Genomic DNA, 18,592 nt, shown 5'->3' with positions numbered 1-18,592 from the left:
TTAAAGGCGATTCCAGCTTTAACGTTAAAAGCCACACCAAATATCTGCTGGGCGAAATATACCGCCCTGCAGATTTAGTCAAATTTTATTGATCACTTTTTCGTGATTATACAGGAACTGTTACTTCCCTGCAACGTCAAGAATCCTATCAATTGATTGACCAACATCCCCGATTGCCTGCAATCCGTCAACCCTCTTAAGGCGTCCATCCTGCTCATAATAAGGCAGTATCGGTTTCGTCTGCGCATCATAAACTTCCAGACGGGACTTGAGAACCTCTGGAGTATCGTCAGAACGCTTTGAACCATCATCACCGACACGCCCGGCAATACGCTTCATCAGCTCTTCACGCGGAACGTCAATCAGGATGACAGCATCAATCGCGATATGTTTCCTCTTGAGCATTTCATCCAGTGCCACAGCCTGGCTGGTTGCTCTTGGAAAACCATCGAGAATAAAGCCTTTCGCACAGTCCGGCTGGCTGATTCTTTTTTCAATCATGGCAACCATGATTTCATCGGGAACCAGCTTGCCAGCTTCCAGGATCGCTTTCACTTCCTTGCCAATTTCAGACCCGGCAGAAACCTCGGCACGCAACATATCTCCCGTCGAGACCTGTTTCATGCCGCGTTCGGTTTCGAGTCTCTTGGCCTGAGTGCCCTTACCTGCCCCAGGAGGCCCGAGAAGAATGATATTCATTCCTACTTTCCTCTTTCTTTTGTTCGATAGGCGCTGCGTCCACGCTGTTTGCGGATGAGGCCCTGATATTGGTGCGCCACCAGATGAGACTGGATTTGTGTCACCGTATCAATCGTAACAGACACGATAATAATCAAACTCGTCCCGCCAAAATAAAACGGCACATTATAATGGCTGATCAAAATCTGCGGGAGCAGACACACCAGAACCATATAGGCTGCACCGATTGTTGTCAGACGAGAAAGAATTTTATCAAAATAACGCGCTGTGCTCGCTCCCGGACGAATACCAGGCACAAAGCCCCCCTGCTTACGCAGATTCTCAGCTGTTTCTTCCGGGTTAAAGGTTACCGCAGCATAGAAATAGGAGAAGAACACGATCATCAAGGCATAAAACGCCATATAAAGTGGCTGACCCTGAGAAAAGAGCTGTCCGACCTTACCGAGCATACCCGTATTATTATGTAGGAATCCTGCCAATGTGGCCGGAATCAAAAGCACGGATGACGCAAAAATCGGCGGAATAACGCCCGCTGTATTCACCTTTAAAGGCATATGCGTTGAATCACCGCCATAGATCCGGTTACCAACCTGCCTTTTGGGATATTGGATAATAACCCGTCGCTGTGCCTGCTCCATGAAAACAATAAAAGCAACAACAGCAAGCGCCATAACCAGAAAAATAGCCACAAATACAGGAGAAAGAGCCCCTGTACGCCCTAGCTCAAAAAGACTTGCTGTCGCATGGGGCAGATTGGCCACAATGCCGGAGAAGATGATCAGGGAAATGCCATTACCAATTCCGCGTGAAGTAATCTGTTCACCGATCCACATCAGGAACATAGTACCCGTCACCAGCATGACAACATAGGAAAAAACAAAACTCGGGCCAGGAGAAATAATGGCACTGAGGCCACTCTGGGTATGCAGACTTCTCAGCCCCATTGCAAAACCATAAGCCTGCACAATGGCAATCAGCACTGTGAGATAACGCGTATACTGGTTAAGCTTTTTTCTACCGCTCTCCCCTTCTTTCTTCAGGGCTTCCATAGAAGGCAGAGCCGTCGATAAAAGCTGAATAATGATGGAGGCGCTGATATAAGGCATAATATTGAGGGCAAACACTGTCATGCGCCCCAGTGCCCCACCTGAGAACATATCAAACATTCCCAGAATACCGCCTTGGTTCTGAGACATGATTTCACCCAGAACAGACGCATCGATCCCCGGCACTGGAATGAATGTTCCCAGACGGTAAATAATTAATGCCCCAAGGGTGAACCAGATACGTTTTTTCAACTCAGTCGCTTTAGAGAATGAGCCAAAATTCAGGTTCGCGGCTAGCTGCTCGGCTACGGAAGCCATATCCACGTCCTTTCATGAAAACAGCGTCACCGCACATAGTACGGGACGCTGTTTCAACAATCACTAAACCCTGAAAAGGGTTATGGTGAACATATTAAGCCTCAGGCTGAGTTGCGCCTTCAGAAGCTAAAACCTTTACAGTCCCACCAACTTTTTCGACTGCTGCAACAGCAGTCGCAGAAGCACCGGCGACCTCAAAGTTCAGCTTGGAAGTCAGCTCGCCTTTTGCGAGGAGACGGACACCTGCCACTTTGCGAGAACCAACAAGACCTGCTTTACGAAGTGTCTCAATGGTTACCACATCAGAAGCAGACAACTTGCCGTCTTCAAGGGCTTTGGAAACAGCACCGAGATTAACCGCAGCATATTCCTTGCGAAAAATATTCACAAAGCCACGCTTAGGCATACGGCGATAAATCGGGAGCTGACCACCCTCAAAGCCATTCAGAGCAACACCCTCACGGGCTTTCTGACCTTTATGACCTTTACCGGAGGTTTTACCCTTACCAGATCCAATGCCACGACCAAGACGCTTCTTGCGATAGCGGGCGCCTTCATTGTCGCGTAATTCATTCAGATTCATCTTAGTCCTCCACCTTCAAAAGATGAGCGACCTTACGGATCATCCCACGAATTGAAGGAGTATCCTCAAGCACACGGGAAGTCCCGATGCCACGCAGCCCCAAACCCTTGATTGTTTCAGCCTGACCAGGCTTGCGCCCGATCACAGAATAAATCTGTGTAACGCGAACAGTCTTACCTTGTGATTCAGACATTAGCAGCCTCCGCTTCCGCATTTTCACGACGGCCGAAGAGCTCAAATGTCTTTTTACCACGACGCGCAGCAACCTGGCGGGGGCTTGCAACACGTTCAAGGGCATCAAATGTTGCCTTGATCATGTTATGCGGGTTACGGGTCCCGGTGCTTTTAGCGACAACGTCACTAATACCGAGACTTTCAAAAACCGCACGCATTGGGCCACCAGCAATGATACCCGTTCCGGCATCAGCTGCACGGATCGTCACTTTACCAGCACCAAAATGCCCGAAAGCATCATGATGAAGGGTACGGCCTTCCTTCATAGGAACGCGGATCATGTGACGACGTGCACGCTCTGTAGCTTTACGAATGGCTTCAGGAACTTCACGAGCTTTACCGGCACCGTAACCGACGCGACCTTTCTGGTCACCAACGACAACAAGCGCAGCAAAGGCAAAACGACGTCCACCTTTAACAACTTTAGCAACGCGGTTAATGGTTACGAGTTTGTCAACAAGCTCATCACCCTGCTCACGTTCACGACCACCACGGCCGCCTTCTTTTGGCTCACGTGCCATGTGTGATCCTCCTTAGAACGAAAGCCCGCCCTCACGGGCCGCCTCAGCCAGCGCTTTCACCCGGCCATGATAAAGATATGCGCCACGGTCGAAAACGACTTCCTTAACGCCTGCCGCGAGAGCACGCTCTGCGACGAGCTTACCGATAACGGCAGCAGCCTCAATATTCGCACCTGTTTTACCAGCACTGCGAATATCCTTCTCAAGTGTTGAAGCACTTGCCAAGGTGTGACCATGCGCGTCATCAATGACCTGAGCATGAATATGTTTGCTAGAACGAAAGACCGACAAACGCGGCCGGCCGCCGCTCTTGCGACGAAGCTGGAAACGTAACCGCCGGCGGCGACGTTCCTGCAATCCTTGCAGCGATGCCATTACTTCTTCTTACCTTCCTTACGACGCAGAACTTCAGTCTCATAGCGAACGCCTTTGCCTTTATAAGGCTCTGGGCGACGGAAATTGCGAATATCCAGTGCTACTTGACCAACACGCTGCTTATCATTTCCCTCAACCATGATCGCCGTTGGACGCGGCGTTGTAATTTTAACATCCGAAGGAATCGGATAAATTACATCATGAGAAAAGCCAAGGTTCATGACAAGATTTGAACCTTGCACCGCTGCACGGAAACCAGTTCCCTGAATCTCAAGACCTTTTGAGAAGCCTTCAGAAACACCTTTGACCATATTGGCCAACAGAGCACGTGTGGTTCCCCACAACGTCCAGCTCTCACGGGAACGACCACCTAACGGCGATACGACGATCTTTCCATCCTCAATCTTGACGTCAACACGTGAAGAAAGAGAGAATTTAAGCTCACCGCGCTTGCCTTTTACAGAAACGACACCATCGGCAATCGTTGCTTGCACACCAGCAGGGAGCTCAACAGGATTTTTACCTACGCGAGACATTCTTCCCTCCCTTAGAAGACGCGGCAGAGGATCTCGCCACCAACGTTGGCAGCACGAGCCTCAATATCTGAAAGAACGCCACGAGGAGTGGAAAGAATCGAAACACCTAGTCCGGCATAAACGCGCGGCAATTCCTTGATTTTGGAATAAACGCGGCGCCCAGGGCGTGAAACACGATTGATTTCACGAATAACAGGCTGACCATCGCTATATTTCAGCTCGATACGCAGCTGTGAAATCCCTTTACGGACCTCTTCAGTCTGGTAACCGCGAATATAACCTTCGCGTTTAAGAGCTTCAAGAACATTGGCACGCAATTTCGAAGCAGGTGCAACGCAGGCAGTGTGACGAGCGCGCTGTGCGTTACGGATGCGGGTAAGCATATCACCCAGCGGATCAGACATAGACATTTAAACTATCCTCTTACCAGCTGGATTTTACCATACCGGGAATTTGACCCGTAGAAGCCAGATCGCGCAGTGCAATACGGCACAACTCAAACTTACGGTAATTCGCACGGGGACGCCCAGTGATTTTGCAGCGCAATCTCACGCGGGTCTGTGACCCGTTGCGAGGAAGCTGTGCAAGCTTCAAAGTCGCCTCAAAACGCTCTTCCATAGAAAGCGAGCGGTTTTTAATAATATCTTTTAATGCGGTCCGCTTCTCACGATCGCGCTTGGCTAATGCCGCGCGATGATTGTTGCGGAGAATCGCAGAGGTCTTCGCCATCTCGAATTTTCTCCCGGAACCTGTCAGGACAATCCCAACGGTTTTCCAATTGGTCATCATTTAGCGAGATTTAAGGATAAGATAAACCCCTAATCTCGCTAAAATGATTATTAAACTTCAGAGTTAGGACAGGAAGGGCAGATCAAAAGCCTTCAGAAGGGCTTTTGCTTCTGCATCTGTTTTCGCTGAGGTTACGAAAATGATGTCCATTCCGCGGACGGAATCAATCTTATCATAATCAATTTCAGGGAAAACAATCTGCTCTTTGATACCCATGGCAAAATTACCACGTCCATCAAAGCCTTTATTTCCTGGCAAGCCACGAAAATCACGAATACGTGGCATTGCAATCGTCACAAAACGATCAAGAAACTCATACATACGGGCACGACGAAGCGTAACCTTACAGCCGATTGGCAAACCTTCGCGAATCTTAAAGCCGGCAATAGCCTTTTTAGCTAAAGTCTTGACAGGCTTCTGACCGGAAATAAGCGTCATCTCAGCCACAGCAGCGTCAAGTTTTTTCTGATCGCCAGCAGCTTCACCAACGCCCATATTCAGGACGATCTTCTCAAGTTTAGGAATCTGGAAATCGTTCTGATAACCAAACTGCTCTTTAAGCTTCGCTTTTAAAACGTCCCGATAATGCTGTTGCAAACGGGGCAGCTCATGTTGATTGTTGCTCATCGTTTGCTCCTTAGCCTTCGATCACGTCGCCTGTTGCCTTGGCAACACGCACTTTGCGACCATCCTCAAGCACACGGAACCCAACGCGTGTCGGCTTACCGCTTTTAGGATCAATCAGCTTCAGGTTGGAAAGATGGATTGGCATTTCCTTGTTGATAATGCCGCCATTCTCACCCATACGATTAGGCTTTGTGTGACGTTTTGCCACTGCAACACCGCGAACCAGTGCCTTTTCTGTTTTTGGAAAAACAGAAAGCACTTCACCACGCACGCCTTTTGAGCGACCAGTCAGAACCAGAACCTGGTCCCCTTTTCTGATACGTGCAGCCATTATAGCACCTCCGGAGCCAGGGAGATGATTTTCATGAACTTGCGTGCACGCAGCTCACGAACAACCGGGCCAAAAATACGTGTTCCGATTGGTTCCTGCTGCTTGTTAATCAAAACGGCAGCATTGCGATCGAAACGGATCGCTGAACCATCAGGACGACGTACCGGGTATGAAGTGCGGACGATCACTGCCTGATGCACATCGCCTTTCTTCACTTTACCACGGGGAATGGCTTCTTTAACGGACACGACAATAACGTCGCCGACCGAAGCAGTCTTCCGTTTGGAACCACCCAGCACTTTGATGCACTGCACCCGACGTGCGCCAGAATTGTCTGCAACGTCAAGGTTGGTCTCGGGATGAATCATCTGTCAGCTCCCTTACGCGCCAGCTGAAGCTGATGTCGTTTTCACAACATCAACGCCATTGCATGAAACGACCGTCCAGGTTTTGCGTTTGGAAATGGGGGCGCATTCTTCAATACGCACCACATCACCGATCTTGCATGCATTCGCATCATCATGCGCTGCATATTTCTTGGAACGGCGGATAAACTTTTTATACAGGGGATGCATGACGCGACGATCGACAAGAACGGTAACCGTCTTGTCCATCTTATCGCTTGTCACACGCCCTGTCAGGACGCGCCTTGGCATCGTCCGTCTCCTCTCAGGACTTGTGCGCGGACGTTTGTGCGCCCGTGCTGTTCTTCGATTGATGCAGCAATGTTTTAATGCGAGCGACAGCGCGACGCACTTTTTTCACATTGCTGGTGTTCTCAGCCTGACCTGTGGCGGCTGAGAAACGCTGATTAATCTGCTCACGCTTCAGCTCTACAAGAAGAGCCTGCAACTCATCGGCAGATTTCGCACGCAGATCAGAAACTTTATAAGCTTCAGCCATATCAAGCCTCCTCAATGCGCTGAATGAACTTCGTCTTAATCGGCAGCTTCGCAGCTGCCAGACTCAGGGCCAGACGCGCTACATCAGGTGGCACCCCTTCGATTTCGAAAAGGATACGACCTGGCTTCACGCGAGCTGCCCAGTACTCCGGGTTACCTTTACCGGAACCCATACGCACTTCGGCAGGTTTTGTCGAGACCGGAAGGTCAGGAAAAATACGAATCCAGACGCGACCGGCACGTTTCATGGCACGTGTAACAGCACGACGAGCCGCCTCAATCTGCCGAGCCGTAATTCTTTCCGGCTCAAGCGCTTTAAGACCGTATGCTCCAAAGTTCAGCTGGGTACCCCCTTTAGCCAAACCATGGATGCGGCCCTTACGGACCTTGCGGAATTTTGTCCGCTTTGGAGAAAGCATCTTTTATACCCTCATTTTAAACACCAATGACGTAGTTCGAAGACATTATGCTTCGTCTTAACGCTGAGGTGCTTGCTCCGCAGCTCTACGGTCCTGGGCCATTGGATCATGAGCGAGAATCTCGCCTTTGAAGATCCAAACCTTCACACCACATGAGCCATAAGTTGTATGGGCCGTTGAAGTCCCATAATCGATATCTGCACGCAATGTATGCAAAGGAACACGTCCTTCACGATATTTCTCATCACGAGCAATCTCAGCACCACCAAGACGACCACTACATGTGATACGAATGCCCTGGGCCCCAAGACGCATTGCTGACTGAATTGAACGCTTCATCGCACGACGGAAAGCAACACGACGTTCCAGCTGCTGAGCAATAGAGTCAGCAACCAGTGTCGCATCAATTTCAGGCTTGCGAATTTCAACGATGTTCAACGCAACATCTGCATTCACCATACGGCTGAGCTCTTTGCGCAGTGCATCGATATCCTGGCCTTTTTTACCAATAACCACACCTGGACGGGCGGCATAAATGGTAACGCGTGGCTTTTTGGCAGGACGTTCGATTACAACGCGTGAAACGCCAGCACTGTTTAATTTCTTACGAAGGAAATTACGCAGCTTCAGATCTTCATGGAGAAGACGAGCATAGTCATTTCCTGCGTACCAACGGCTGTCCCAAGTACGATTAATACCCAGCCGAAGACCGATTGGATTAACTTTATGTCCCATGACTTAAGCCGCCTTCTGCTCTTTGACGCTTTTTTTCGATGCTGTTTCTCCCTCAGGAGCTTCAGCACGCTCAGCGACAACAATCTTCAGATGACTGAAAAACTTCTCAATACGGGCAGAACGACCACGGCCACGTGCATGAAAACGCTTCATGACGATTGACTTGCCGACTTCCGCTGATTTCACAACAAGACGATCAACGTCGAGCTGATGATTATTTTCAGCATTTGCCACAGCGCTCTCAAGTGTCTTCTTTACCTGCTGAGCAATACGGCGACGAGAAAATGTCAGAGCTGCAATTGCCTTGTCAGCAGGCTGATTACGGATAAGAGCCGCCACCAGATTAAGCTTACGCGGGCTGACGCGGATATTGCGAGCAACAGCCTGGGCCTCTGTCTCGGCCAATGTACGAATATGCTTCGGTTTGCTCATAATCAGCCCCGCTTCGATTTTTTATCGGAGCCGTGACCGGTATAGGTCCGTGTTGGTGAGAATTCACCAAACTTGTGACCAACCATATTTTCCGAAACCTGAACAGGCAGGAATTTATGACCGTTATAGACACCGAAAGTTAAGCCGACAAACTGAGGCAGAATGGTGGAACGACGTGACCAGATTTTGATCACTTCGTTACGACCAGAAGCCCGCGCTTTTTCGGCCTTGCCAAATAGATACCCGTCGACGAACGGGCCTTTCCAGACGGAACGTGCCATCTTAATGCCCTCTCTTACTTACCAGACTTGCGACGACGGATGATCAGGCTGTCCGTCCGCTTATTAACACGGGTTTTGTAACCCTTTGTTGGCACACCCCAAGGCGTAACCGGATGACGACCACCCGAAGTACGTCCCTCACCACCACCATGTGGGTGATCGACTGGGTTCATGACAACACCACGCACATGAGGACGACGGCCCAACCAACGACTGCGACCTGCCTTACCAAAATGCTGGTTCATATTGTCTGGGTTAGAGACGGCACCAACTGTAGCCATGCATTCGCCACGCACGATACGCAATTCGCCAGACTGAAGTTTAATCTGGGCGTAACCGGCATCTTTACCCACGAGCTGAGCATAGTTACCAGCAGAACGAGCCAATTTGCCGCCTGCACCCTGTTTCAGCTCAATATTGTGGATAATGGTTCCGACTGGCATTGCTGCCAGCGGCATTGCATTGCCTGGACGAACATCAACCTGGAAGCCGGAAACGACCCGGTCACCTTCTTTAACGCGCTGCGGAGCGATAATGTAGGAAAGCTCCCCATCATCATAGCGAATGAGCGCAATGAAGGCTGTACGGTTCGGGTCATATTCCAGACGTTCAATTGTGGCCGGAACATCGAATTTACGACGTTTGAAATCCACATAACGATAGGACTGCTTATGCCCGCCCCCACGGAACCGAACCGTGGTACGACCATAGTTATTACGACCGCCAGAATGGCTCTTACCTTCAGTAAGCTGTTTGACAGGCTTACCTTTCCAGAGACCACTCCGGTCAATGAGTACTGTGCCTCTTGCACTCGGCGTCGTGGGATTAAAGTGCTTTAATGCCATTGTATCTTCCCCGCGCGTTAGCTGATCTTCGCGGTCAGATCGATAGACTGACCTTCGGCTAGCTTAACATACGCCTTCTTGATATCAGAACGACGTCCCGGACGCCCTTTGACACGTTTTGTCTTTCCTTTTTGAACCAGTGTGTTGACAGCCAACACCTTGACATCAAAAAGCTTCTCTACAGCGGCCTTGATCTGAGGCTTTGTAGCAGAAAGAGCAACCTTGAAAACGACCTGGTTACGCTCAGAAAGAAGCGTTGCTTTTTCCGTAATCAGCGGAGCGCGAACAACATCAAAAATTGCTTCATTTGAAAGAGCGGCTGCGCTTTTACGCGCATTCATCACAGCGTTTGTTGTCATGCCAGACGCTCCTTAAGCCCTTCTAGACCAGAACGGGTAATAACCAGCGTTTCATGGTTCAGAATATCGTAAACATTCGCACCAACAGTCGGCAGAAGGTCGATCTTGGGCAGATTGGAAATCGCTCTCAGGAAAGCACCATCAACGTCTTTATCTACGATCAGTGCAGATTTCCAGCCAAGAGCGGCCAGCTTCTCTGATGCTTCGCGTGTTTTGGAAACACCCTGAGCACCGTCGAGCACAACCAGCTTACCTTCAGCAGCTTTCTGGGAAAGTGCGGAAAGAAGGCCGAGACGACGAACTTTCTTGGGAAGATCATAGCCATGATCACGAACGACAGGTCCATGAACCACGCCACCAGTACGGAACTGAGGAGCTCTCAAAGAACCCTGACGAGCTGAGCCCGTTCCTTTTTGACGATAAGGCTTTTTAGTCGTGCCGGAAACTGCACCCATGCCTTTTGTTGCATGTGTACCAGCACGGCGCTTAGCCAACTGCCAATGGACGACACGCGCCATAATATCCTGACGCGGAACAATTCCGAAAATCTCTTCCGGCAGTGCGACAGTGCCTGCACTCCCGTTATCGAGGGTTTTGACTTCGTATTCCATATCCCTCACCCGGCGGCCGCAACGGTCGCAGCCGGATAGGGCGCGTCCGCATGGCGGGCCTTCTTGATTGCATCGCGAACCAGGACATAACCATTCTTGGCGCCAGGAACAGCACCACGAACCATAATCAGGTTACGTTCTTCATCGACAGCCGCAATTTCTAAATTCTGTGTCGTTACGCGTTCATCACCAAGATGACCGGCCATCTTCTTACCTTTGAAGACTTTGCCAGGATCCTGACGTTGCCCTGTCGACCCATGAGAGCGGTGGCTGATTGAGACACCGTGCGTGGCTTCAAGACCAGCAAAGTTGTGGCGTTTCATAACACCAGCAAAACCTTTACCTTTGCTCTGCCCGGTCACATCCACTTTCTGACCTACCACAAAATGTGAGGCAGAAATTTTTGTGCCTGGCGTCAGCAGCGCATCTTCAGCAACGCGGAACTCAACAAGCTTGCGCTTGGGTTCAACTTTTACACGGGCAAAATGTCCGCGGTTCGCTTTCGTGACGTGTTTTGTCTTTGCGTTCGTAATACCAAGCTGGACAGCTGTATAGCCATCACGATCATTGGTACGGGCATCAACAACCTCGAGATTATCGAGGTACAGAACCGTCACAGGCACATGTGTGCCATCTTCTTTAAAGAGCCGGGTCATCCCCAGCTTTTTTGCAATCAATCCGGTACGCATCGTCTGGACCTTAAAGTTTAATCTCGACATCTACGCCAGCGGCGAGATCGAGCTTCATGAGGGCGTCCACGGTCTGCGGTGTTGGCTCAACAATGTCAAGCAGGCGGCGATGAGTTCTCATTTCGAACTGTTCGCGACTTTTCTTATCCACATGAGGTGAACGATTCACGGTAAACCGTGCAATATGCGTGGGCAGAGGGATGGGACCCCGAACCCGCGCACCCGTACGTTTCGCCGTATTAACGATCTCCTTTGTGCTATTATCGAGCACACGGTGATCATACGCCTTAAGGCGAATTCGGATGTTCTGGTCGTCCATGGTCTGTTTTTATCCAACTAAATTTTCCGACTGTCCTCTTATAGCCATTTTAAGCGAAATGGAACCCCGGCCGATAAAAAATCGACCGGGGCCCCAGAGTCAATGGCTAATCAGGGGACTTAGGCCGTGATTGAGGCAACCACGCCGGCACCTACCGTACGACCACCCTCACGGATAGCGAAACGGAGACCTTCATCCATAGCAATCGGAGCAATCAGCTCGACATCCATAGTAACGTTGTCACCAGGCATGACCATCTCGATGCCTTCTGGCAGATGAACAACGCCGGTAACGTCTGTTGTACGGAAATAGAACTGTGGACGATAGTTTGTGAAGAATGGTGTATGACGACCACCTTCCTCTTTCGTCAGCACATATGCTTCAGCTTTGAACTTGCTATGAGGCGTAATTGAACCTGGCTTTGCAAGAACCTGACCGCGCTCAACGTCTTCACGTTTCGTGCCACGGAGAAGAGCGCCAATATTGTCGCCTGCTTCACCACGATCAAGCAGTTTGCGGAACATTTCAACGCCTGTGACGGTTGTCTTTGTTGTGTCACGAAGACCAACGATCTCAATTTCGTCACCAACGTTGATAGCACCACGCTCGACGCGACCTGTCACAACGGTTCCACGACCAGAGATCGAGAAAACGTCTTCGATCGGCATCAGGAACGGACGGTCAACCGGACGCTCTGGCTGAGGAATGTACGCATCAACGGCATCCATCAGGTCACGAACGCGGTTTTCACCCAGTTCCGGGTCACCGTCTTCGAGAGTCACAAGAGCGGACCCTTTAATGACGGGAATTTCGTCGCCAGGGAACTGATAGGAAGACAGAAGCTCACGAACTTCCATTTCAACCAGCTCAAGAAGCTCTGGATCATCAACCTGATCAACCTTGTTCAGGAAGACAACAAGAGCAGGAACACCAACCTGACGAGCAAGAAGGATGTGCTCACGTGTCTGAGGCATTGGGCCGTCAGCAGCGGACACAACCAGGATAGCACCATCCATCTGAGCCGCACCGGTGATCATGTTCTTCACATAGTCGGCGTGACCAGGGCAGTCAACGTGAGCATAGTGACGCTTTTCGGTCTCATACTCAACGTGAGCTGTGGAAATCGTGATACCACGTGCGCGTTCTTCAGGTGCTTTATCGATCTGGTCGTAAGCACTGAAAACAGCGCCACCTGTCTTAGCGAGTGTTTTTGTAATAGCAGCAGTCAGCGAGGTCTTGCCGTGATCGACGTGACCGATGGTGCCGATGTTGCAGTGCGGCTTATTCCGCTCAAATTTAGCCTTTGCCATCGTCTCTCTCCATAACCCTTATCCACTATGAACAAGGGATAAGACTAAAAACTTTAATCCAGTACCCGCCTTAGCAGATACTGGAAACAAGATCACTGATAATATCTTACCAGCGATAATGACTGAACGCTTTGTTCGCTTCAGCCATACGGTGCGTGTCTTCCCGCTTTTTAACGGCAGCACCGCGATTATTGACCGCATCCATCAATTCGTTTGACAGACGGTCCTGCATGGTGTTTTCACCACGCTTGCGGGAAGCGTCAATCAGCCACCGGATAGCCAGTGCCTGGCGGCGTTCTGCACGCACTTCGACTGGCACCTGATATGTAGCACCACCGACACGGCGGGACCTGACTTCAACAGCAGGCTTTACATTATCAAGCGCAGAGTGGAACATTGCGATAGGATCTGCTGAAGCACCACCACGGCGACGCAGAACTTCAAGCGCCCCATAAACAATACGTTCAGCAGTTGATTTTTTCCCGTCGTACATCAGAGCGTTCATAAAACGTGTAATGACGACATCTCCGAACTTCGGATCAGGAAGGATCTCACGCTTTACAGCGCGATGACGGCGACTCATTCCAAATACCCCTTATTTCGGCCGCTTCGCGCCATACAGCGAACGACGCTGACGACGTTTGGCAATACCTTGTGTGTCAAGCACACCACGAAGAATGTGATAGCGAACACCCGGAAGGTCTTTTACACGTCCACCACGAATCAGAACAACACTGTGTTCCTGGAGGTTGTGACCTTCACCGGGGATATAGCTAACCACCTCATACCCATTGGTCAGACGCACTTTGGCAACCTTACGCAGGGCGGAGTTCGGTTTCTTCGGTGTTACTGTATAGACACGCGTGCAAACACCACGCTTTTGCGGACATCCCTGCAGAGCAGGAACCTTGTTCCGCTTGGCGGCCGGCTCACGGCCCTTTGCGATCAACTGGTTGATGGTCGGCATGCGCCCTTCCCAATCCTTTGTCCATATGCTGACAGAAGACAACCTCCTGTCATGACATCCGTTTAAACCGACACGCGGTCTAAACCGCCTGTCTTTGCACAATAAGCCCGAGGGAAATGATCTCTCACCCCCCGGACCACTCGAATATGCCCGGTCTTTACCTCTTTCCTCAAGAAAAGGAAAGCGTAGATTCGGGCACGATTTGTTAACCTGTGAGCGATTCCTTTATAAATAACGCTATAAAGGAATCGTCTTTCGTGCGGACCCTAAAAGGGCACGCCCCTGAAGTCAAGCCTCTCTCGCAGAAAGAGAGGCTTTAACTCACACAGATTACTCAGCAGCATCCTCAATCTCTGAAGATGTCTGCGTGATTTGTGACTGAGCCTGTGAAGCTGCAATCGCTCTCAAACGCCGCATTGTGCCACCCGTCCCCGCTGGGATCAGACGACCGACAATAACGTTTTCTTTCAGGCCACCCAGTGAATCAACCTTGCCGGACGTTGCCGCTTCGGTCAGAACACGTGTGGTCTCCTGGAAGGAAGCCGCAGAGATGAAGGAGTTTGTCTGCAGCGAGGCTTTGGTAATCCCCTGCAGAACCGGGATTGCCTGCGCAGGGGTACGCCCGTTTGCCAGCATGTCCTCGTTCTCTCTCTCATACTCAACACGATCAACAGTCTCACCAATCAGATAGGTCGTATCCCCTGGCTCTGTGATTTCCACTTTCTGCAACATCTGACGAACAATGACTTCAATATGTTTGTCATTGATCTTCACACCCTGCAGTCGGTAGACATCCTGAATCTCGTTAACGAGGTAGTCGGACAATGCCTCTACGCCCATGACTTTCAGAATATCATGTGGAACGCGAGGACCATCAACAAGCGGATCCCCCTTGCGGACAAAGTCACCTTCCTGCACGGAAATATGCTTACCTTTCGGGATCAGATAGCTTGTTTCCTCGCCAGTCTCATCGTTTTTCACGATAATGCTGCGCTTGGCTTTATAATCCTTACCGAACTCAACGCGTCCATCACCTTCGGCAATAATCGCATGGTCTTTAGGACGACGTGCCTCGAAGAGCTCCGCCACACGTGGCAGACCACCTGTAATATCGCGGGTCTTGGAACCTTCACGAGGAATACGGGCAAGCACGTCACCAGCATGAACCGTCGCACCATTTTCAACAGACAGAATACTATCTGGAGACAGGAAGTAGCGAGCTTCATTGCCATTAGCGAGATGAACCACATTGCCCTTCTCGTCTTTCAACTGAAGACGTGGACGCAGGTCAACACCTTTGGAAGACTGCTTATAGTCCACCACCACGCGGGATGTCAGACCAGTCACCTCGTCCATACGCTCGACAAGCGTAATAGAGTCGATCAGGTCGAGATATTCAACCGTTCCTGACTGCTCAGTGATGATCGGCAATGTGTATGGATCCCACTCGGCCATTTTTTGGCCACGTGTCACCTGCTGACCTTCAGACACCATCAAACGGGCACCGTAAGGCACGCGGTAACGAGCGCGTTCGACGTCGTTCTCATCAAGAAGCAGAATTTCGCAGTTTCTTGACATGACGACGGGAACTTTTTGTGAGTTCTCAACAACGTTGAAGTTATTGATTCTCACAATACCATCACGAAGCGCCTCTACCATGGATTGCTCTGCACCACGTGTCGCGGCACCACCAATATGGAAGGTACGCATTGTCAGCTGAGTACCAGGCTCACCGATGGACTGTGCCGCAATAACACCAACAGCCTCACCGATATTGACCGGTGTGCCGCGTGCCAGATCACGACCATAGCAACGACCGCAAATACCAACGCGGCTTTCACAGGTCAGCACGGAGCGGATTTCAACGCTTTCAACATTGGCATTTTCCAGAATCTCAACATCAGCTTCGGAAAGAAGTGTGTTGCGCTCCAGAAGAAGCTCGCCCGTTGCAGGATGATGGACATCGCGCGCCAATGTGCGGCCAAGTGTTCTTTCAGAAAGTGAAGAAACCACTTCGCCACTATCCATGACAGCACGAACTGTCAGACCGCGTTCTGTACCGCAATCTTCTTCAGTAATAATGCAGTCCTGGGCAACATCAACGAGACGACGCGTCAGATAACCGGAGTTAGCTGTTTTAAGCGCTGTATCAGCAAGCCCCTTACGAGCACCGTGAGTAGACGTAAAGTAGTCAAGGACCGACAAACCTTCTTTAAAGTTTGCGATAATCGGCTGCTCAATAATCTCACCCGACGGCTTCACCATCAGGCCACGCATACCAGCAAGCTGTTTCATCTGTGCCGGCGACCCACGAGCCCCGGAATGGCTCATCATCCACACAGAATTGGTTGGTTTACCGATCACCTGCTTGGAAATTTCTTTCAGCATCGCAGCCTGCACTTCATCCGTGCAACGTGACCAAGCGTCAACAACCTTGTTATAGCGCTCGCCAGCAGTAATCAGACCTTCCTGATATTGCTGCTCAAACTCTTTAACCTCTGCCGCTGTACGATCAACCAGAACAGCCTTTTCGGCTGGAACGATCATATCGTCCTTACCGAAGGAGATCCCCGCCTTGGCAGCATGACGGAATCCGAGAGCCATCAGACGATCACAGAAGATAACCGCTTCTTTCTGACCGCAATGACGGTAAACCGCATCAATCACGTCTGAGACGTTCTTTTTCGTCAGCTGTTTATTGATCAGGCTGAAAGGAATGGCTGCGTGCTGAGGAAGAACCTGCGCAATCAGCGCACGACCTGGTGTTGTGACAAAGGTCTTGCGAATTTCCTGACCGTTTTCGTCAACCGTATCCATACGCAGACGGATCTTGTCATGCAGCTTCAGAACACCGGATGCAATGGCAGACTCAATTTCAGCAACACTACCAAATGCAGGAGGTCCTGCTTTAACAATCTTGCCGTCTTTAATCTCGGGCTCATCTGGAGTCAGAGCATATTCCGGCACTTCCAGGCTCAGATAATAAAGCCCAAGGACGATATCCTGAGATGGAACGATAATCGGCTTACCATTGGCAGGGCTGAGGATGTTATTGGTGGACATCATCAGCACGCGTGCTTCAAGCTGCGCTTCCAGAGATAATGGCACGTGAACAGCCATCTGGTCGCCGTCAAAGTCCGCGTTAAAAGCGGTACAAACCAGCGGATGAAGCTGAATGGCCTTCCCTTCAACCAGAATAGGTTCAAACGCCTGAATCCCCAGACGGTGAAGCGTTGGCGCGCGGTTGAGCATCACAGGATGTTCGGAAATAACCTCTTCGAGAATATCCCAGACTTCCGGACGCTCTTTTTCAACCATACGCTTTGCAGCTTTAATGGTTGTCGCGTGGCCATATTTCTCCAGTTTGGAGTAAATAAACGGCTTGAAAAGCTCAAGCGCCATTTTCTTGGGCAGACCACACTGATGCAATTTCAGCTCAGGCCCGACCACGATCACGGAACGGCCTGAATAGTCAACGCGTTTACCCAGCAGGTTCTGACGGAAACGGCCCTGCTTTCCTTTCAGCATATCTGAAAGAGATTTCAGTGGACGCTTATTGGCACCCGTAATCGCACGACCGCGACGGCCGTTATCAAACAACGCATCAACAGCTTCCTGCAGCATGCGCTTTTCGTTACGGACAATAATGTCAGGCGCGCGCAGTTCGATCAGGCGTTTCAGACGGTTATTACGATTAATAACACGACGATAAAGGTCGTTCAGGTCGGAAGTCGCAAAACGGCCGCCATCCAGAGGCACAAGTGGACGCAATTCCGGGGGAATAACCGGAACGATATCCAGGATCATCCATTCAGGATGAGCCCCGCTCTCGACGAAGGATTCCACCATTTTAAGGCGCTTGACCAGCTTTTTACGCGCTGCCTCAGAGGTCGCCTTACGCAATTTCTTGCGCATGATGGTTTTTTCGGAATCCCCTTCCATGACTTCTGCGTCATAATCGAAAGGATCGGGCTCACCACGTTCTTTGGCTGCTGCGCTTAACTCGCGTTCCTGAGCGTTTGGAATACCCCAGTCATAGCTTGCAAGGGCACGCTTGATGGCTTCTGCCCCGATACCGACTTCAATCCCGGCATCAGGATAGGTATCAAGCAGCTCTTCACAACGCACTTCATCAAGAAGATACTGGTCACGACGTTTGCCGAGTTTATAAGACTCGATCTCGTCTGACTCGTAAACACCTTTATCGAGAACAAGGAATTTCTCGAAATAAAGTACTGGTTCAACATCCTTCAGAGGAAGGTCAAGCATCGTTGCAATACGGCTTGGCAGTGATTTCAGGAACCAGATATGCGCTACTGGAGAGGCCAGCTCAATATGACCCATGCGCTCACGACGCACCTTGGCCAGAGTGACTTCAACACCGCATTTTTCACAAACGATACCACGGAATTTCATCCGCTTATATTTACCGCACAGGCACTCATAATCCTTGGTAGGACCAAAGATACGCGCACAGAACAGCCCATCACGCTCAGGCTTGAACGTACGGTAATTAATCGTTTCCGGCTTTTTGATCTCGCCGTAAGACCAGGAACGAATCTGCTCGCTTGAAGCAAGCTGAATCCTGATCTGGTCAAAAGAAACGGACTGACCAGATTGCCCCAAAATCTTCATGAGTTCGTTCATGCACCGAAACCCCGCTG

General features: G+C 50.4%; 27 protein-coding genes. All 27 read right to left on the bottom strand.

The window, feature by feature from the left end; translation table 11 throughout:
* Positions 1 to 120 precede the first annotated feature (120 nt).
* The 27 genes from ACSYSY_RS01935 to rpoC all read right to left on the bottom strand — a co-directional run bounded on the left by ACSYSY_RS01935 (position 121) and on the right by rpoC (position 18,575).
* Complete coding sequence (locus ACSYSY_RS01935; RefSeq protein WP_491707650.1) at positions 121 to 699, bottom strand: adenylate kinase; 579 nt, start codon at positions 697 to 699, stop codon at positions 121 to 123.
* Between the two features lie 2 nt (positions 700 to 701).
* Positions 702 to 2,063: a preprotein translocase subunit SecY gene (gene secY, locus ACSYSY_RS01930; protein ID WP_491707649.1), complete on the bottom strand. Its 1,362-nt coding sequence runs from the start codon at positions 2,061 to 2,063 to the stop codon at positions 702 to 704.
* A gap of 94 nt (positions 2,064 to 2,157) precedes the next feature.
* Positions 2,158 to 2,646: a 50S ribosomal protein L15 gene (rplO, locus tag ACSYSY_RS01925; protein WP_491707648.1), complete on the bottom strand. Its 489-nt coding sequence runs from the start codon at positions 2,644 to 2,646 to the stop codon at positions 2,158 to 2,160.
* Position 2,647: 1 nt separating this feature from the next.
* A complete protein-coding gene (gene rpmD, locus ACSYSY_RS01920; protein WP_489804879.1) occupies positions 2,648 to 2,839 on the bottom strand; it encodes a 50S ribosomal protein L30 in 192 nt (63 codons plus the stop codon).
* Positions 2,832 to 3,401 carry a 30S ribosomal protein S5 gene (gene rpsE, locus ACSYSY_RS01915; protein WP_489804878.1) on the bottom strand — a complete coding sequence of 190 codons (570 nt, stop codon included), beginning with the start codon at positions 3,399 to 3,401 and terminating at the stop codon, positions 2,832 to 2,834. The genes rpmD and rpsE overlap by 8 nt, the downstream gene beginning before the upstream one ends.
* 12 nt (positions 3,402 to 3,413) lie before the next feature.
* The gene (rplR, locus tag ACSYSY_RS01910; protein ID WP_489804877.1) at positions 3,414 to 3,776 is read right to left on the bottom strand and encodes a 50S ribosomal protein L18; all 363 of its coding nucleotides are present in this window, start codon (positions 3,774 to 3,776) and stop codon (positions 3,414 to 3,416) included.
* Complete coding sequence (rplF, locus tag ACSYSY_RS01905) at positions 3,776 to 4,312, bottom strand: 50S ribosomal protein L6 (RefSeq protein WP_491707647.1); 537 nt, start codon at positions 4,310 to 4,312, stop codon at positions 3,776 to 3,778. Before rplF ends, rplR begins: the two co-directional genes overlap by 1 nt.
* An 11-nt stretch (positions 4,313 to 4,323) precedes the next feature.
* Positions 4,324 to 4,722, bottom strand: coding sequence for a 30S ribosomal protein S8 (gene rpsH, locus ACSYSY_RS01900; protein ID WP_491707646.1), 399 nt, complete (start codon positions 4,720 to 4,722; stop codon positions 4,324 to 4,326).
* Positions 4,723 to 4,735: 13 nt separating this feature from the next.
* Entirely contained in the window at positions 4,736 to 5,041 is a 306-nt protein-coding gene (gene rpsN, locus ACSYSY_RS01895) for a 30S ribosomal protein S14 (protein ID WP_491707645.1), read from the bottom strand.
* Positions 5,042 to 5,164: 123 nt separating this feature from the next.
* Positions 5,165 to 5,728, bottom strand: coding sequence for a 50S ribosomal protein L5 (gene rplE / locus ACSYSY_RS01890; RefSeq protein WP_491707644.1), 564 nt, complete (start codon positions 5,726 to 5,728; stop codon positions 5,165 to 5,167).
* A gap of 10 nt (positions 5,729 to 5,738) precedes the next feature.
* Positions 5,739 to 6,059, bottom strand: a complete 321-nt coding sequence (rplX, locus tag ACSYSY_RS01885; RefSeq protein ID WP_491707643.1) for a 50S ribosomal protein L24 — start codon at positions 6,057 to 6,059, stop codon at positions 5,739 to 5,741.
* Complete coding sequence (rplN, locus tag ACSYSY_RS01880; RefSeq protein WP_489804871.1) at positions 6,059 to 6,427, bottom strand: 50S ribosomal protein L14; 369 nt, start codon at positions 6,425 to 6,427, stop codon at positions 6,059 to 6,061. Before rplN ends, rplX begins: the two co-directional genes overlap by 1 nt.
* Before the next feature lie 12 nt (positions 6,428 to 6,439).
* Positions 6,440 to 6,715 (bottom strand): 30S ribosomal protein S17, encoded by a 276-nt coding sequence (gene rpsQ, locus ACSYSY_RS01875; protein WP_489804870.1) that lies wholly within the window; start codon positions 6,713 to 6,715, stop codon positions 6,440 to 6,442.
* 13 nt (positions 6,716 to 6,728) lie between these two features.
* A complete protein-coding gene (gene rpmC / locus ACSYSY_RS01870) occupies positions 6,729 to 6,962 on the bottom strand; it encodes a 50S ribosomal protein L29 (protein ID WP_491707642.1) in 234 nt (77 codons plus the stop codon).
* A 1-nt stretch (position 6,963) separates the two neighbouring features.
* The gene (gene rplP, locus ACSYSY_RS01865; RefSeq protein WP_489804868.1) at positions 6,964 to 7,380 is read right to left on the bottom strand and encodes a 50S ribosomal protein L16; all 417 of its coding nucleotides are present in this window, start codon (positions 7,378 to 7,380) and stop codon (positions 6,964 to 6,966) included.
* Between the two features lie 57 nt (positions 7,381 to 7,437).
* Positions 7,438 to 8,115 (bottom strand): 30S ribosomal protein S3, encoded by a 678-nt coding sequence (gene rpsC, locus ACSYSY_RS01860; RefSeq protein ID WP_491707641.1) that lies wholly within the window; start codon positions 8,113 to 8,115, stop codon positions 7,438 to 7,440.
* Between the two features lie 3 nt (positions 8,116 to 8,118).
* Positions 8,119 to 8,547, bottom strand: a complete 429-nt coding sequence (gene rplV, locus ACSYSY_RS01855; RefSeq protein ID WP_491707640.1) for a 50S ribosomal protein L22 — start codon at positions 8,545 to 8,547, stop codon at positions 8,119 to 8,121.
* A 2-nt stretch (positions 8,548 to 8,549) separates the two neighbouring features.
* Positions 8,550 to 8,828: a 30S ribosomal protein S19 gene (gene rpsS, locus ACSYSY_RS01850; RefSeq protein WP_489804865.1), complete on the bottom strand. Its 279-nt coding sequence runs from the start codon at positions 8,826 to 8,828 to the stop codon at positions 8,550 to 8,552.
* Positions 8,829 to 8,842: 14 nt separating this feature from the next.
* Positions 8,843 to 9,673: a 50S ribosomal protein L2 gene (gene rplB, locus ACSYSY_RS01845; RefSeq protein WP_491707639.1), complete on the bottom strand. Its 831-nt coding sequence runs from the start codon at positions 9,671 to 9,673 to the stop codon at positions 8,843 to 8,845.
* Positions 9,674 to 9,690: 17 nt separating this feature from the next.
* Positions 9,691 to 10,032: a 50S ribosomal protein L23 gene (locus ACSYSY_RS01840; protein ID WP_491707638.1), complete on the bottom strand. Its 342-nt coding sequence runs from the start codon at positions 10,030 to 10,032 to the stop codon at positions 9,691 to 9,693.
* The gene (gene rplD, locus ACSYSY_RS01835; protein WP_491707637.1) at positions 10,029 to 10,643 is read right to left on the bottom strand and encodes a 50S ribosomal protein L4; all 615 of its coding nucleotides are present in this window, start codon (positions 10,641 to 10,643) and stop codon (positions 10,029 to 10,031) included. Before rplD ends, ACSYSY_RS01840 begins: the two co-directional genes overlap by 4 nt.
* A gap of 5 nt (positions 10,644 to 10,648) precedes the next feature.
* A complete protein-coding gene (gene rplC, locus ACSYSY_RS01830; protein WP_491707636.1) occupies positions 10,649 to 11,332 on the bottom strand; it encodes a 50S ribosomal protein L3 in 684 nt (227 codons plus the stop codon).
* 10 nt (positions 11,333 to 11,342) lie between these two features.
* The gene (rpsJ, locus tag ACSYSY_RS01825) at positions 11,343 to 11,651 is read right to left on the bottom strand and encodes a 30S ribosomal protein S10 (RefSeq protein WP_018980179.1); all 309 of its coding nucleotides are present in this window, start codon (positions 11,649 to 11,651) and stop codon (positions 11,343 to 11,345) included.
* 119 nt (positions 11,652 to 11,770) lie between these two features.
* Entirely contained in the window at positions 11,771 to 12,961 is a 1,191-nt protein-coding gene (gene tuf, locus ACSYSY_RS01820; protein ID WP_491707635.1) for an elongation factor Tu, read from the bottom strand.
* A gap of 106 nt (positions 12,962 to 13,067) precedes the next feature.
* Positions 13,068 to 13,544: a 30S ribosomal protein S7 gene (rpsG, locus tag ACSYSY_RS01815; protein WP_489804859.1), complete on the bottom strand. Its 477-nt coding sequence runs from the start codon at positions 13,542 to 13,544 to the stop codon at positions 13,068 to 13,070.
* Positions 13,545 to 13,556: 12 nt separating this feature from the next.
* Positions 13,557 to 13,928: a 30S ribosomal protein S12 gene (rpsL, locus tag ACSYSY_RS01810; RefSeq protein WP_023979007.1), complete on the bottom strand. Its 372-nt coding sequence runs from the start codon at positions 13,926 to 13,928 to the stop codon at positions 13,557 to 13,559.
* Positions 13,929 to 14,258: 330 nt separating this feature from the next.
* Positions 14,259 to 18,575 (bottom strand): DNA-directed RNA polymerase subunit beta', encoded by a 4,317-nt coding sequence (gene rpoC / locus ACSYSY_RS01805; RefSeq protein ID WP_491707634.1) that lies wholly within the window; start codon positions 18,573 to 18,575, stop codon positions 14,259 to 14,261.
* Between the last annotated feature and the right edge of the window lie 17 nt (positions 18,576 to 18,592).

The sequence above is a fragment of the Aristophania sp. ESL1100 genome (assembly GCF_058511235.1).
The sequence above is the reverse complement of the archived record's forward strand: the minus strand, read 5'-3'. Positions and strand labels throughout refer to the sequence as shown.

Excerpts from the sequence above, each read along its gene's own strand:
- ACSYSY_RS01935 (WP_491707650.1), bottom strand. The coding sequence starts at position 699 with ATGAATATCATTCTTCTCGGGCCTCCTGGGGCAGGTAAGGGCACTCAG.
- secY (WP_491707649.1), bottom strand. The coding sequence starts at position 2,063 with ATGGCTTCCGTAGCCGAGCAGCTAGCCGCGAACCTGAATTTTGGCTCA.
- rplO (WP_491707648.1), bottom strand. The coding sequence starts at position 2,646 with ATGAATCTGAATGAATTACGCGACAATGAAGGCGCCCGCTATCGCAAG.
- rpmD (WP_489804879.1), bottom strand. The coding sequence starts at position 2,839 with ATGTCTGAATCACAAGGTAAGACTGTTCGCGTTACACAGATTTATTCT.
- rpsE (WP_489804878.1), bottom strand. The coding sequence starts at position 3,401 with ATGGCACGTGAGCCAAAAGAAGGCGGCCGTGGTGGTCGTGAACGTGAG.
- rplR (WP_489804877.1), bottom strand. The coding sequence starts at position 3,776 with ATGGCATCGCTGCAAGGATTGCAGGAACGTCGCCGCCGGCGGTTACGT.
- rplF (WP_491707647.1), bottom strand. The coding sequence starts at position 4,312 with ATGTCTCGCGTAGGTAAAAATCCTGTTGAGCTCCCTGCTGGTGTGCAA.
- rpsH (WP_491707646.1), bottom strand. The coding sequence starts at position 4,722 with ATGTCTATGTCTGATCCGCTGGGTGATATGCTTACCCGCATCCGTAAC.
- rpsN (WP_491707645.1), bottom strand. The coding sequence starts at position 5,041 with ATGGCGAAGACCTCTGCGATTCTCCGCAACAATCATCGCGCGGCATTA.
- rplE (WP_491707644.1), bottom strand. The coding sequence starts at position 5,728 with ATGAGCAACAATCAACATGAGCTGCCCCGTTTGCAACAGCATTATCGG.
- rplX (WP_491707643.1), bottom strand. The coding sequence starts at position 6,059 with ATGGCTGCACGTATCAGAAAAGGGGACCAGGTTCTGGTTCTGACTGGT.
- rplN (WP_489804871.1), bottom strand. The coding sequence starts at position 6,427 with ATGATTCATCCCGAGACCAACCTTGACGTTGCAGACAATTCTGGCGCA.
- rpsQ (WP_489804870.1), bottom strand. The coding sequence starts at position 6,715 with ATGCCAAGGCGCGTCCTGACAGGGCGTGTGACAAGCGATAAGATGGAC.
- rpmC (WP_491707642.1), bottom strand. The coding sequence starts at position 6,962 with ATGGCTGAAGCTTATAAAGTTTCTGATCTGCGTGCGAAATCTGCCGAT.
- rplP (WP_489804868.1), bottom strand. The coding sequence starts at position 7,380 with ATGCTTTCTCCAAAGCGGACAAAATTCCGCAAGGTCCGTAAGGGCCGC.
- rpsC (WP_491707641.1), bottom strand. The coding sequence starts at position 8,115 with ATGGGACATAAAGTTAATCCAATCGGTCTTCGGCTGGGTATTAATCGT.
- rplV (WP_491707640.1), bottom strand. The coding sequence starts at position 8,547 with ATGAGCAAACCGAAGCATATTCGTACATTGGCCGAGACAGAGGCCCAG.
- rpsS (WP_489804865.1), bottom strand. The coding sequence starts at position 8,828 with ATGGCACGTTCCGTCTGGAAAGGCCCGTTCGTCGACGGGTATCTATTT.
- rplB (WP_491707639.1), bottom strand. The coding sequence starts at position 9,673 with ATGGCATTAAAGCACTTTAATCCCACGACGCCGAGTGCAAGAGGCACA.
- ACSYSY_RS01840 (WP_491707638.1), bottom strand. The coding sequence starts at position 10,032 with ATGACAACAAACGCTGTGATGAATGCGCGTAAAAGCGCAGCCGCTCTT.
- rplD (WP_491707637.1), bottom strand. The coding sequence starts at position 10,643 with ATGGAATACGAAGTCAAAACCCTCGATAACGGGAGTGCAGGCACTGTC.
- rplC (WP_491707636.1), bottom strand. The coding sequence starts at position 11,332 with ATGCGTACCGGATTGATTGCAAAAAAGCTGGGGATGACCCGGCTCTTT.
- rpsJ (WP_018980179.1), bottom strand. The coding sequence starts at position 11,651 with ATGGACGACCAGAACATCCGAATTCGCCTTAAGGCGTATGATCACCGT.
- tuf (WP_491707635.1), bottom strand. The coding sequence starts at position 12,961 with ATGGCAAAGGCTAAATTTGAGCGGAATAAGCCGCACTGCAACATCGGC.
- rpsG (WP_489804859.1), bottom strand. The coding sequence starts at position 13,544 with ATGAGTCGCCGTCATCGCGCTGTAAAGCGTGAGATCCTTCCTGATCCG.
- rpsL (WP_023979007.1), bottom strand. The coding sequence starts at position 13,928 with ATGCCGACCATCAACCAGTTGATCGCAAAGGGCCGTGAGCCGGCCGCC.
- rpoC (WP_491707634.1), bottom strand. The coding sequence starts at position 18,575 with ATGAACGAACTCATGAAGATTTTGGGGCAATCTGGTCAGTCCGTTTCT.